Consider the following 12,240-nt stretch of genomic DNA (forward strand, 5'->3'; position numbering starts at 1 on the left):
CGCTTTCAATAAGTAGGTAGGGAAGTAGCCAAATGGCCGCACTGGAAACGGGGCGTTATCAGATGCTAGAAAAAAGAAAGCCGCTCCAAAGGAGCGGCAAAAGACCGTGACTAGCAATGAGAGGGAGAAACCATGGCAGGAAACTGGTAGTGATTACCAAATCTGCCGCGGTCTGTGGCGTCTCATCAAACGCCACACTCACAATGTAATAGTTCTCATTTACCCCGTCAACACAAATACGAATATTTTTTATTTAGTTTTTCACCCGCCTGCCAACTGAAGCCAAACCGGTAGCGTTAGCATTGCCAGGAGTGTCTGGCCGGTAATAATTGCCGCCATCAGTTCGGCATCGCCGCCCAGCTGGCGAGCCAAAATATACGCCGACGTCGCGGTCGGCAGCGCGGCAAACAACAGCGCGACGTCGCGGCTCACCGTATCCAGGCCAACCAGCCACGCAAACCCCAGCACCAGCGCAGGCATCAGCACCAGCTTGATGCTGTTCGTCGCCAGCACGCCTCGATCAACGCGCAGCAGCGCTGCCGGGCGCAGTGCCACACCTACAGCAACCAGCCCAAGCGGCAAGGCAGCACGGCCTAGTAGATCGACGGTATCGTGGCTCCAGCCCGGCAGCCCGACGCCTGAAAGATTCAGCACAATACCCAGCAAGCACGCCAGAATCAGCGGATTCTTGATCAGAGCCATCGCGCTTTTGCCGAGGCTTGCGTTACCCAGGGTGCCAGCGGCGACAAAGCTGGCCACGCACATGATATTGACCACCGGCACCATCAGCGCCACCGCTACGGCGGCGGTAGTGGCGCCTGCACTACCATGCAAGGCCGCCGCGCCCGCCACCCCGACGTAAGTATTGAATCGCACGGCGCCTTGAAATACCGACGTAAACGCCCCGGGCGACAGTTTCAATTGCGTTCTCAAGCGCCACAGCAACACGCCAAACGCGACCATCGCGCCCAGCAATACCAGGGCCAGGCGGGTAACGGGTACCTGGCTGACATCTGCCGTCGCCAACGTCGATACCAGCATGGCAGGGAAGAGCACAAAGTAGATTAGCCGCTCCATAGGCGGCCAGAACGTATCGCTGGGCCAGCGTTTTACGCCTAGCGCTGCGCCCAGCAAGATCAATAGAAACAGGGGGCCGAGGGCACCGCTAATGCTTTCCATTGGGTATCCTTATCCTTTTGATCGGCCACACCGTGACTGTCGCGGGTTTACTGTTACTATGAACATAGTTGCCCAATCGTCAACGGGCGCTGGTTCATCGCCTGCAGGGAGATACCATGGCCTATCCGAAATTATGGCTAGGTGTCGGCGCTGCCGCCGCGCTGGTCGTCGCGAGTGGCGTCGTGCTCTACAAAGCCACGCTGACGCCGCAAAACGACATGCCAACTGGCGGTGAGATTGAACTGCCGTCCACCCGAGGCGATTTTTCGCTATCCCAGCTTGCTGACGACCAGATTGCGCTGCTGTCGTTCGGCTATACGTATTGCCCTGACGTATGCCCCATGACGCAGTCGGTCAAGCGGCAGGCACTGGCTGAACTTTCGCCATCGCAACGCGAACAGGTGGTGCCTATCATGGTCACCGTCGACCCGCAGCGCGATACCCTGGAACGGCTTGAAGAGTATCTGGCGTTTTTCGGCGAGGACTTTATCGGGGCCAGTGGAGACCAGGCCGAACTGGATGACGTGATGTCCCGTTATGGGGTGATCACGCGGCGCGTCGAGGCGCCCGAGTCAGCCATCGAGTACACCATTGACCATAGCTCATCACTCTACTTGGTCGATCGTGACGGCGACATTTTGCAGCGTGTGTTGTATTCACAAACGCCTCAAGGGCTTACGGCTGCCTTATCCCATGAGCTGAGTCGTTAATCTTGCTCGGGAGCCGCTTGCAGGCGCTCCAGCATAGCCACTAGCGCTTTGGCCTGCACGCCTTCACGGGTATCGTGCGACGGGGCCAACAGCGATGAACGCTCGGCATAGCCCCACCAGTCCCAGCAACCCTGTGGGTTCATCATGCTGCTTTTCGCCTGGGGATAAAGCACGATCTGCTGGTGCAACGCAGCCCATTCATTGAGTCCGCTGTGGCGCACAAATGTATCGCCAATCGCGTCTTCATTCATCTGGCAGCCGTGAAGGGCCAACGTGACCTGACAGCCACCCCCTTCACAACCATCAGGTATATAAACAAAACCGCTATCCGCCATCCCGGTCACGGCAAAGTCAGACTGATCGAAGGCGCTTAATTGGCCCTGACCTGCATCATTCTCTTCGCGCTCGGGATACAGAAAGCGCAGCATCTCGCCGGCCACATCATCATCACAGGCCAGCAGATAGCTACCACCGCCTTGCTGACAGTCGCCCAGGGCCTGGGGAGGCGGCGCATCATCATCCAGGCTTATTGGCCAGCCATGGCCGATTTCTTCACGCCAAACCGCGCGCAGTTGCTCGGCATTGGCCAGCCAACGTTGCCACTGAGCCGCCAATAATTCACCCAAATCGGGATCCACGACGTCGTCGTCTTCGCCGTGCCACAAAAACACCCTTAATTGACTAAGCGTTTCCCGTGGCCCCACCAGCCCTGCCGACTCGTAGCGGCGACGGCGATTTTCAAGCCTGTCGAGGGATGGTTCGCCACCCGATGTCGTCATGCAGGTACTCAGCGCCCGGCTTAACGAGCCTTCCGCACACCCCCAGGGGCCAGCCGCCAATACGCCCACCGCACTGAAGCGTTCAGGGAAGGCGACTGCCAGCTGCGTGGCCATGTACCCACCGGACGAAATACCCACGACGCTGACAGCGTTTTTATCAGCGCCCAGCGCGGCTAACGGCTCGGGCGCTGCCTGAACAACCGTCGCTCCCTGCAAGCTACCGATAAACAGTAGCCCACTGACCAAGCAGCGTAGGGATAAACGCGACGGTAAAGGCATCACTTACTCCACGTCCAACAGTTCAACGCGGAAGGTGAGCACCTCGTTGGGACCAATCGGGCCCTGACCGCCTTCACCGTAGGCTAAGTCGGAAGGGATATACAGCATCCAGCTGTCGCCCACGCTCATTGCTTGAAGGGCTTCTTGCCAACCTTCGATCACCTGATTGACCTGGAAGCTGACCGACTCGCCGCGTTCATAGGAGCTATCAAATACCGTGCCGTCCAGCAGCATGCCTTCGTAGTTCACCTCGACGGTATCTTCGGGGCCAGGGGACTCGCCGTCGCCGGACTCAATCACTTCGTACTGCAGGCCTGACTCAGTGACCGTCACCTCATCGCGCTCTGCGTTTTCGGCTAGAAAGGCTTCACCGGCTTCGCGGTTTGCTTCACTGGCTTGCGCCGCTTCGGCTTCGCGTTCTGCCATCGACTGTTCCTGGAAGGTCATCAGCGCTTCACTCATTTGCGCTTCATCGAGCGCCAGATCATTACCTTCAAACACATCGCGTATGCCGTCGGTAAAGGTGTCGATATCCAGGTCTTCGACATCGGCCTGCATGCTTTCACCCAGCGTAACGCCCAGGCTATAGGCCAAACGCTCTTCTTGTGTTTCCGGCGCGGCAGCAGCCAGGGGAGCCACCAGTAGTAAGCTGACCAGGGCCGTTGAGGAAATCGCTACTTTCATAGAACACCTTTTTTGTGTGGTGCGAAGCACCGTGATGAGGGTAATTGATGCGTATTGAAAGGACGCTTAAAAGAGTAACACCCGCCGCCCCAGGCTGCATCTGCCGAGGCGGCGGGTGTTAATACCCAGCGACGTTGCGGGAAAGTGCGTTTACACCACCATGGTGGGACAGTGAGCTGAGCCTGCCACTCGCTGGGAAACACTGCCCAGCAGCAGGTTTTTATCGCCGTTGGTGCCCTGGGCACCTATGACGACCAGGTCACACTCACGTTTGCGGGCAAAGCGAACGATGGTGCGCGATGGTCGACCTCCCTTGACGAAGGCCCGCACGCTCCCACTATCAGCCCCCATTTCTATCGCATGAGACTTGGCGTGTACGGCGATTTCCGTGGCGTACTCCTTCAACGCATCATCAGGGATATCCAGCTTGCTGGGCCGCACCATGGAAAGCGACGCCTCGAGTAGGCTGTGGTGCTTGAACACACACAGCAAGTAAAGCTCCGCGCCGGTCAGCATGTGCAGGCCGACAGCTTTCTCAAGCGCCTTGAGGGCGCCTTTGGAGCCATCTACCGGCACTAAAATGCGGTTGAACATTGGCGTTCTCCTTGTGACGACTTAGCGAAACGCTATATCGCGCAGGAACAGGGCGATTTGCGGGAACATAATCAGCAGCACGGCCGCCAGAATCAGCATAAAGATAAACGGCGGAGTGCCCTTGATCACATCCCAATACGGGCGCTTGAAGATAGCAATGGCGGTAAAGATATCGCACCCGAAGGGCGGCGTCGCCGAGCCGATGGCCACCTGCAGGGTGATCAAAATCCCCACCAGCACCGGGTCCAGCCCAGTGGAGGCAATCGCGGGCGCAAAGATGGGCGTCAGTACCAGGATCACCACAATCGGATCGACAAACATGCACGCAACAAAGAAGGCGATACAAATGGCAATCAGCACGCCGGTGGGGCCTGCTTCATTGACGCCCACTGCCTCCAGAATCGCCTGGGGGATTTGCGCAAACGAGATGATCCACGAAAAGCTGTTGCCCACGGCCACGAGAATAAACACCACAGCGGTAATCAAGCCCGTCGATTTGGCAATGGCGTAAATATCGTTCACTTTCAGCGAGCGGAATACCAGAAACTCAAGGAAGACGGCATACAGCACACAGGCCGCGGCGGCTTCTGTCGGGCTGAAGATACCGCCGTAGATGCCACCGACGATAATCACCGGAAAGCCTAGCGGCCATAGCGCCATGCGCACGGCCCTACCGCGCTCTCCCCAGGTTGATTTTGGCTCGGTGGGCACTTTTTTCACCGTCGCATAAATCATGCTGTAAGCGGCGAACATCATCAGAATCATCAAGCCAGGTCCGATCCCGGCAATGAAAAGCTCACCAATTGAGGTTCCCGAAATGACCCCGTAGATAATCATGCCGATACTCGGCGGGATCAAAAAGGCAATATCACTGGAGTTGATAATCAACGCCAGGGTGAACGAATCCGAATACCCTGCTTTCAACATGCGCGGCCGCAGCGGCGAGCCGACGGCCACCACCGTCGCCTGCGTCGACCCAGACACCGCCCCAAACAGCGTACACGACGCAGCCGTACTGACAGCCAGGCCGCCTTTCACGTGGCCAATAAACGCCATGACCATGTCAATCAAGCGACCGGCAGACTGGCCCCGGGTCATGATATCGGCGGCCAGAATAAACATGGGTACCGCGATCAGCGATGCGGGGCGTATCCCCGCCATCAACTGCTGAATCATGGTTTCCATCTGCCCCAGCCCGCTGAACATCATGTAAAAGCCAATGACCGAGGCGGTGATCAACGGGATCATCATCGGAAAGCCCAGCAACAGCAGGACAATCATCGTTGTGACCATTATTGTCGTCATAGCGGTTCCCCTAGGCTGCGTTGCCCTGCGTTAGACTTCCGTTTCGGTATCTTTATAGCCATCGACCACCCCGGTGGAGAGGTACACATCCCGGGAGGTCATGTTTTTAATTGCCGTTAGCAGGTATTGAATGCCGGTAATCAAAAAGCCCAAGGGTACCCACAGGTAAATAATCCAGATGGGTAGCCCCAACGATGGCAGCACACGCCCTCTGCTATACAATTCGATGATGTAAAACACCGAGTAGTAAAGCAAAAAGAACATGACCATCGAGGTGAACAAAGCGATGACGATCATCAATACCTTTCGACCACCGGTGGGGAGGGCATCGTAGATGGCCGACATGCGAATATGCCGCCCGTGCCGTGCGGCGTAGCCGATACCGGCAAACGTGATCATGATAATCAGAATACGGTTGAGCTCGCCCGAAAACATGATGCTGTTACCAAACACAAAGCGCGCGATCACATTAGTGACTGTGTTCAACGCCATGAGCAAAACACCCATCGCCAGGATAACAGCCTCTAGTTTACTGATAGCTGTATCAATTACCCCTAGAAAGCCTGGCAAACTAGAGCGGTAATTTTTCTCGGTTTCTTCATCGGTCATGGCCGGACTCCTTTAATCACAGCAGTTTTTGTTCACTGCCGACTTCACGTTTCCACACCGGTCCAAATATTGGGTATTGTCGAACCCACCTACAGCCTACAGCTCACACGTCCAGCCTAACGGTAACCCAACGTTGCTGGTTCAACGCTAGGTGAACGAATGTTTTTTGACTTATCTATCCACACTATTCTATTAGCACTATGAAAAAGGGCGGCCGCTGGCCGCCCCTAGGTGCTTCAATGACAGTGCCTTATACGGCGAGGGCTGCTTACTCGTCCTCGGTTACCGCTTCGAGGTCAGCCTTGAACTGGTTGAGCAGTTCTTCACCGCGGTCGCCGGTCATTTCCAGGAATTCTTCCTCAACCTGTGGAGCGCGATCGCGGAAAGCCTGAATCTGTTCTTCATTCAGACGCGTGACGGTGACTTCGTCGGAGGCTTCCTGAATCTTGGCAAGCGACTCTTCTGCCAACCCTTTAATGTGCTCGATAGTGTGGTCGTAAGCCGCTTCAGAGGCTTCCTGGACCAATTCCTGATCTTCTTCAGATAGGCCTTCGTAGAAATCCTGGTTGGCCATCATCGCGGTGGTAAACCAGCCGTGGCCGGTGAAGGTCAGGTGCGGAGACACTTCATAGAGACCGCCGGATTCGATCCAGAAGATCGGGTTTTCCTGGCCGTCGATCACGCCGGTCTGCAGACCACCGTATACCTCACCCCAGGGCAGCGGTGTAGGCGTGGCCCCGAAAGCGTCGTAGGTTTCCGACAGCAGCGGGTTGGTCATGGTACGGATTTTCTTGTTATCCAGACCTTCAGGGGAAGTAAACGGCTCGTCGGTCGTGACGACCATCTCGCCTTCCGGATACATCTGCAGTAGCTCTAGACCCTGCTCGGCGTAAAGCTCCGGGAACATCTCGTTGATTGCTTCGCTCTCGTCGAAGAACTCAAGCACGGTTTCTTCGTCGGTGGGAAGCAGGTAAGGAATGAAGAAGATTTGCGCTTCAGGAATGAGCGAGCCTGTAAAGCCAGGCGACTGGTTGACGAACTGGAGAATGCCACTCTGGGTCTGCGCCATGATGTCGTCTGATTCGCCCAGCTCGCCAAAGCGGTAAACCTGAACGGTGTGATCGGAGTTGTCCTCGATATGCTCTTTGAACGCGTAGGCGAAAACGTCCTGGACGTCGCCTTCATATTCTTCGTGCGCGTAACGCCAGTTGTCAGCCTGAGCGACGCCCGACATACCAACCAACAGTACACTGACGCTCGCCGTCGTTACTAACTTGCTTGCCTTCATGCGGTGTTCCCCTTGCAGTGGTAAGCGCGCTGTACGAGTGCGCAGGAATCTGCTTTGATCGGCGCGTCTCACAACGCGCAGTGTTATTCGCCATTGTGCAATCGCTGAATAGCGCTGCACATCTCATCAAAGGCCGAATAACAGTCAGTTATTCAAAAGCAGCTAATTTTCAGGCTAGCGCGCTCGCTGTAAGGGGTCAAGTTGCTGACCTAGCACACTAAAGGCATGTTCAAGCGCCTTGCGGGCTTTTGGCTCATAACCGTCTAACATCGAATCGTGTGGCAATAAAACACGTTCTTGCAGCCATCTTCCCGCATCGTGCAAGCTAACTGGCGTATTTTTAAGGCGCGCCGAGGGCTGTTCGTTGTCCCATGCCCACGTTTGCCAACGTTGAAGGTTTTCACGTTCGGCGAGCAGCTCTGCCTGTTTGATCCGCTCACGCAGGGCGGAGACGGTCTCGCTTGAGGCATCGTGATGCTTTAAATCGCGCCGGAGCCCGCGCAGCACTTCTGTCACCCCAGCCTGCCAATCACGGCGCGTCGGGCGCAGGGCTGCAAGCGATTCTGGTAACGCCTCAAGCCCATGCACATACAGCCAGCCATGAAACAGCAGCTCGCATACATCCACGTCGGCGTCGTCCTGTAGCGTCAGGCACGCCTGCTCAACGCCGGGGCAGCTATAAAAGGTTAGCGCGAAATCCCACAGCGGTGTCTGCTGAAGCGCCGCGAATCGGGTAGAATCAAGCACAGTAGAATCTGGCATTGTATGACCCATCTTATTCGGGAGAACGCATGATCGCACTGCGCCAAGTCGCCCTGCAACGCGGCACGCAAACGCTACTCGACAACGCCGACATCACCCTGCCCGACGGGGTGAAAGCGGGCATTATCGGGGCTAACGGTGCAGGCAAATCGAGCCTCTTTAAGCTGCTGCTGGGCGAACTCGGCCCTGACCAGGGCGACGTTGAATTGAGCGGCGGGCAGCGTATCGCCCACATGGCTCAGGAAGTCGATGCCCTGGACCGGCCGATTATCGAGTACGTGCTGGATGGCGACATCGCCCTTCGCCAGGCCGAAGCGGATCTACAGGCCGCCCGGGATGCGGGCCAAGCCCATAAGGAAGCTGAACTGCACGGCTTGATTGAAACCCTCGACGGTTATCGCGCCGAATCCCGCGCGGCGCAACTGCTGGTCGGGCTTGGCTTTATTCAGTCCGACCTCGACCGGCCGCTTTCGGCGTTTTCCGGGGGCTGGCGGATGCGTGTCAATCTGGCCCGCACGCTGTTCATGCCTTCCGACCTGCTGCTGCTGGATGAGCCCACCAACCACCTGGATCTTGATGCACTGCTGTGGCTTGAGCAATGGCTCACCCGCTACCCGGGCACATTGCTGTTGATTTCCCACGACCGCGATTTTCTCGATGCCGTGTGCGACCACATCGTGCATATGCATCATCAAACGCTGGAACTTTACCGCGGCAATTACTCGCTTTTTGAGCGCACCCGCGCCGAAAAGCTCGCCCTCCAGCGGGCAGAAGCCGCCAAGCAGCAGGCACGACGCGAGGAAATCGAGCGTTTTATCGCGCGCTTCCGCTATCAGGCCAACAAGGCCAAGCAGGCGCAAAGCCGCGTCAAGATGCTGGAGCGCATGGAAGATATTGCGGTCGCCCATGTCGATTCGCCCTTTCATTTCACCCTGCCCGCCTCAGATAAAACCTCGCACCCGCTGCTGGTGCTTGATCAGGCAACGCTGGGTTATCACGGCGATGCGGGCGATATCGTCCAGCTAGACAAGGTCAATGTTACCCTGCTGCCGGGTAGCCGAATCGGCCTACTAGGTCCCAACGGAGCGGGTAAATCAACGCTGATCAAATCGCTCACTGGGGAGCTTGACCTTCTGGATGGCAAGCGGGTGCCCGGCGAGCACTTGGCGATTGGCTACTTCGCCCAGCATCAGCTCGAAGGGCTAGACGTAACCGCCACGCCGTTCGTGCATGTACAGCGGCTTTCGCCCACCGTCAGCGACCTGGAAATTCGCAACTTTCTAGGCGGGTTCGGCTTTAGAGGCGACGACGCCTTCGGCCAGGTAGCCACTTTTTCAGGCGGCGAGAAGGCTCGCCTGGCGCTAGCCTTGGTGGCGTGGCAAAAACCCAATCTGCTGCTGCTGGATGAGCCCACCAACCACCTGGATCTGGAAATGCGCGAGGCGCTCACCCAGGCGCTGGCCAGTTTCGAAGGCACCGTGATCCTGGTGTCTCACGACCGCCACCTGCTGCGCGCCACGGTGGATGAATTCTGGCGGGTCGCCGACCATCGCGTCGAACCTTTCGACGGCGACCTTGACGACTACCGGGCATGGCTGAAAGCGCGCCTGGAAGAAAGCCGCCGCGACAACCGCAGCGAGAAGAACGAGCGCCAGGCCCAACAGCCCAGCGGCGACCGAAAAGCTGCTCGCAAAGCAGCCGCCGAATTACGTGAGAAATTGCGTCCGCTCAAAAAGCAGCGCGACCAGGCAGAAAAGGCGATGGAGAAAACCCAGCAGTCACTAGAGAAGGTCGAGGAAATACTAGCCGACCCTGAACTTTACACTGACAACGCTCGAAAAGCGGAATTGACCGACGCCCTGGCCCGCCAAGCCGATATCAAAGCGCGTCTGAACGACCTAGAAGCCGATTGGCTGGCCGCTGAGGAGGCGCTGGAAGCCATGGAAGCTGAACTGTTAGCCAGCGAGAACGCCTGATCATCGCCTCAGCTCTCCAGCAAAAAGGTCACCGGCCCGTCGTTCACCAGCGAGACTTGCATATTACCGCCAAACTCGCCCGTGGCGACGTTCTGCCAGGCGGCTTGCGCCTGCACCACTAAATAGTTGAACAGCCGTTCGCCTTCGTCGGGGGTTGCAGCGCTTGAAAAGCTGGGCCGCAGGCCTTTGCGCGTATCAGCGGCTAGGGTGAACTGCGGCACCAGCAGAAGATCGCCATCGACCTGCTGAACATTTTGATTCATTTTGCCGTCGGCATCGCTGAACACGCGGTAGTTCAGCAGCTTGTGCAACAGCTTGTCGGCTTCCGCCTGGCTATCGCCCTTTTCGACGCCCACCAGCGCCAGCAGCCCGTGGTCAATGGCGCCCACGGTGTCACCTTCGACATCAACGCTTGCTCGCGTTACCCGCTGTATCAGTGCTTTCACGTTTATGCCTCGCTTGCAAAAGCGCCAGTATAGCGCGCTTGCAAAGACGTGATTACCTCCCTAACAGCGCATCGCGGAAGTCGTCACCCAGGGGCTGCTCCCCCAACCAGATACCAAACATGGCACTGGCCAGTTCCGCGTTACCGCCCTCGAATAGCACCTCGCCATTCAATGCCAGGCGCAGCGTATCGCCGTCCCAGCTCAATACATAGCGGTCCTGTGGTTCGACATCCTGGTAGCGTTGGTTAAAGGCATTAATATCGGCTTCCAACTGCGAATACTCATAGGCCGTCAGGTTTTTTTGCAGCGTTTCTGTGGTGGCGTCGGCAAACTCTTCAGCTTCGATGCCGTGGAAATATGCCAATTCGAGCCGGCGTGGAATATCGCTTAGCGGCTGAGGGTCGGTTTCGCCCTCCGCCTGATAATACGCCCCGGCATAGGCGGTCCAGATCATGTAGGTGAAAATACCGCTGCCGATAAGCGCGTAGCGCTGGCCGTTTTCTTCCAGCGTTCGCTCGAAGCGCTCGCCCTCTTCGCTGACGGTCTGCGCCCAGAGAGTGGGGGACCCGGCCAACAGTAGCCCGCCGACAATCCATACCGCGATGCGAGACATGCGCGGCATCAAGACCTTGTCTCTAGCTCTAAAAACATGGCTCCGTGTTAGTGATGGCATCGCAAGGCACCTCTTATTATTACAAGACAGTACCTATACTACACAAAACGTAAATAAAAGTTCCGCATAGCTATGCTCTGCAAAGCATCACGTCGCAATGCGGCTCACTCAAGAGCATATCGGTCAGTTGGCTCGCATGATGCGGATGATCACGGCTGCCTATCACCACCAAATCGGGAGTATGACGCTTGATATAGGCACTCAAGACATCGCACGGGGGGCCATGCTCCAGCACCAATTCGACATCAGGCACGCCAGCCAGCTCATCCATCAAGCTGTCGATTTCCTGCGCGAGCCGTTCGCGCAGCCGCGCCACCTCGTGATCTCGCCACTGCGCATAGTAGGGGTGCGAACCCAGTTCGCGCTCGCCCGGCAAACTCCAAGCATGCAACAGGGTCAGGGAGGCGTTAGGAAAACGCTGCAACGCTTCGCGTAGGCTATGGCGCGCCGTCAGAGAAAAATCGACCGGCACCAGTATCGAACCCCACGGCTGGGTTGGCGGCTGCGAGGCAACCACCACAGGGCAGGGCGCGCTGCGGATGATGCGCATCAGGGTGGTCCCCCCGAGCAGGTCTTTCTGGCCTCGCTTTCGGTGCATACCCAACACGACCAGATCTGCCTGGCGTTCGTGGGCCTCACGGATAATTTCGACGTAGGGCGACCCGGCGACCGTCTGGATCAACGTCTTGGGTTCTTCGAGGGCGTAATCTTCACGGACGTCTTTGAGGGTGGCGGCGATATCGTCCACCACCGCCGCTTCAACCTCGTGAAAGACGCGACGGGGTAAATAGGGGTCTAGCACGTGGATAATATCGAGCTGAGCGCCATCGGCGTAAGCCCAGCGCAACGCCCTGGCAAACGCTGCACGATTATCGGCAGAGAGGTCAGTGGCAAACAGTACGGTACGGGTCATCGCAAACGCTCCTCGGCCTGCTAGCGAACACCTTTCAGCATGG

General features: G+C 57.3%; 13 protein-coding genes. 2 read left to right on the top strand and 11 right to left on the bottom strand.

Annotation, left to right across the window (positions count from 1 at the left end; genetic code table 11):
• Positions 1-261 precede the first annotated feature (261 nt).
• The gene (locus HXW73_RS16980; RefSeq protein WP_186254200.1) at positions 262-1,179 is read right to left on the bottom strand and encodes an AEC family transporter; all 918 of its coding nucleotides are present in this window, start codon (positions 1,177-1,179) and stop codon (positions 262-264) included.
• Between the two features lie 116 nt (positions 1,180-1,295).
• Between HXW73_RS16980 and HXW73_RS16985 the strand changes: the two genes are divergently transcribed.
• Positions 1,296-1,889, top strand: coding sequence for an SCO family protein (locus HXW73_RS16985; protein ID WP_186254201.1), 594 nt, complete (start codon positions 1,296-1,298; stop codon positions 1,887-1,889).
• Here HXW73_RS16985 and HXW73_RS16990 read toward each other — a convergent pair.
• The 7 genes from HXW73_RS16990 to HXW73_RS17020 form a co-directional block, all read right to left on the bottom strand.
• A complete protein-coding gene (locus HXW73_RS16990) occupies positions 1,886-2,947 on the bottom strand; it encodes an alpha/beta fold hydrolase (protein WP_186254202.1) in 1,062 nt (353 codons plus the stop codon). The two genes, HXW73_RS16985 and HXW73_RS16990, sit on opposite strands and share 4 nt — an antisense overlap.
• A gap of 3 nt (positions 2,948-2,950) precedes the next feature.
• Entirely contained in the window at positions 2,951-3,631 is a 681-nt protein-coding gene (locus HXW73_RS16995; protein WP_186254203.1) for an FKBP-type peptidyl-prolyl cis-trans isomerase, read from the bottom strand.
• A 150-nt stretch (positions 3,632-3,781) separates the two neighbouring features.
• Positions 3,782-4,225, bottom strand: a complete 444-nt coding sequence (locus tag HXW73_RS17000) for a universal stress protein (RefSeq protein ID WP_186254204.1) — start codon at positions 4,223-4,225, stop codon at positions 3,782-3,784.
• Between the two features lie 21 nt (positions 4,226-4,246).
• Entirely contained in the window at positions 4,247-5,530 is a 1,284-nt protein-coding gene (locus HXW73_RS17005) for a TRAP transporter large permease (RefSeq protein WP_186254205.1), read from the bottom strand.
• Positions 5,531-5,560: 30 nt separating this feature from the next.
• Entirely contained in the window at positions 5,561-6,139 is a 579-nt protein-coding gene (locus tag HXW73_RS17010; RefSeq protein ID WP_186254206.1) for a TRAP transporter small permease, read from the bottom strand.
• Between the two features lie 268 nt (positions 6,140-6,407).
• On the bottom strand, positions 6,408-7,427 hold the full coding sequence (locus HXW73_RS17015; protein WP_186254207.1) for a TRAP transporter substrate-binding protein: 1,020 nt from the start codon (positions 7,425-7,427) through the stop codon (positions 6,408-6,410).
• Positions 7,428-7,601: 174 nt separating this feature from the next.
• Positions 7,602-8,189 (bottom strand): TIGR02444 family protein, encoded by a 588-nt coding sequence (locus HXW73_RS17020; RefSeq protein ID WP_186254208.1) that lies wholly within the window; start codon positions 8,187-8,189, stop codon positions 7,602-7,604.
• Between the two features lie 29 nt (positions 8,190-8,218).
• Here HXW73_RS17020 and HXW73_RS17025 point away from each other — a divergent pair, with 29 nt between their 5' ends.
• Positions 8,219-10,165, top strand: coding sequence for an ABC-F family ATP-binding cassette domain-containing protein (locus tag HXW73_RS17025; RefSeq protein ID WP_186254209.1), 1,947 nt, complete (start codon positions 8,219-8,221; stop codon positions 10,163-10,165).
• Positions 10,166-10,173: 8 nt separating this feature from the next.
• Here the strand turns inward: HXW73_RS17025 and dtd are convergent, their stop codons facing one another.
• The 3 genes from dtd to HXW73_RS17040 all read right to left on the bottom strand — a co-directional run bounded on the left by dtd (position 10,174) and on the right by HXW73_RS17040 (position 12,197).
• Entirely contained in the window at positions 10,174-10,611 is a 438-nt protein-coding gene (gene dtd, locus HXW73_RS17030; protein WP_186254210.1) for a D-aminoacyl-tRNA deacylase, read from the bottom strand.
• A gap of 52 nt (positions 10,612-10,663) precedes the next feature.
• Complete coding sequence (locus HXW73_RS17035; protein WP_240538671.1) at positions 10,664-11,224, bottom strand: chalcone isomerase family protein; 561 nt, start codon at positions 11,222-11,224, stop codon at positions 10,664-10,666.
• Positions 11,225-11,354: 130 nt separating this feature from the next.
• On the bottom strand, positions 11,355-12,197 hold the full coding sequence (locus HXW73_RS17040) for a universal stress protein (RefSeq protein ID WP_186254212.1): 843 nt from the start codon (positions 12,195-12,197) through the stop codon (positions 11,355-11,357).
• Positions 12,198-12,240 lie beyond the last annotated feature (43 nt).

The sequence above is a fragment of the Halomonas sp. SH5A2 genome, from assembly GCF_014263395.1.
Lineage (GTDB): Bacteria > Pseudomonadota > Gammaproteobacteria > Pseudomonadales > Halomonadaceae > Vreelandella.

Coding starts and splice junctions, on each gene's coding strand:
- HXW73_RS16980 (WP_186254200.1), bottom strand. CDS start 1,179: ATGGAAAGCATTAGCGGTGCCCTCGGCCCCCTGTTTCTATTGATCTTG.
- HXW73_RS16985 (WP_186254201.1), top strand. CDS start 1,296: ATGGCCTATCCGAAATTATGGCTAGGTGTCGGCGCTGCCGCCGCGCTG.
- HXW73_RS16990 (WP_186254202.1), bottom strand. CDS start 2,947: ATGCCTTTACCGTCGCGTTTATCCCTACGCTGCTTGGTCAGTGGGCTA.
- HXW73_RS16995 (WP_186254203.1), bottom strand. CDS start 3,631: ATGAAAGTAGCGATTTCCTCAACGGCCCTGGTCAGCTTACTACTGGTG.
- HXW73_RS17000 (WP_186254204.1), bottom strand. CDS start 4,225: ATGTTCAACCGCATTTTAGTGCCGGTAGATGGCTCCAAAGGCGCCCTC.
- HXW73_RS17005 (WP_186254205.1), bottom strand. CDS start 5,530: ATGACGACAATAATGGTCACAACGATGATTGTCCTGCTGTTGCTGGGC.
- HXW73_RS17010 (WP_186254206.1), bottom strand. CDS start 6,139: ATGACCGATGAAGAAACCGAGAAAAATTACCGCTCTAGTTTGCCAGGC.
- HXW73_RS17015 (WP_186254207.1), bottom strand. CDS start 7,427: ATGAAGGCAAGCAAGTTAGTAACGACGGCGAGCGTCAGTGTACTGTTG.
- HXW73_RS17020 (WP_186254208.1), bottom strand. CDS start 8,189: ATGCCAGATTCTACTGTGCTTGATTCTACCCGATTCGCGGCGCTTCAG.
- HXW73_RS17025 (WP_186254209.1), top strand. CDS start 8,219: ATGATCGCACTGCGCCAAGTCGCCCTGCAACGCGGCACGCAAACGCTA.
- HXW73_RS17035 (WP_240538671.1), bottom strand. CDS start 11,224: ATGTCTCGCATCGCGGTATGGATTGTCGGCGGGCTACTGTTGGCCGGG.
- HXW73_RS17040 (WP_186254212.1), bottom strand. CDS start 12,197: ATGACCCGTACCGTACTGTTTGCCACTGACCTCTCTGCCGATAATCGT.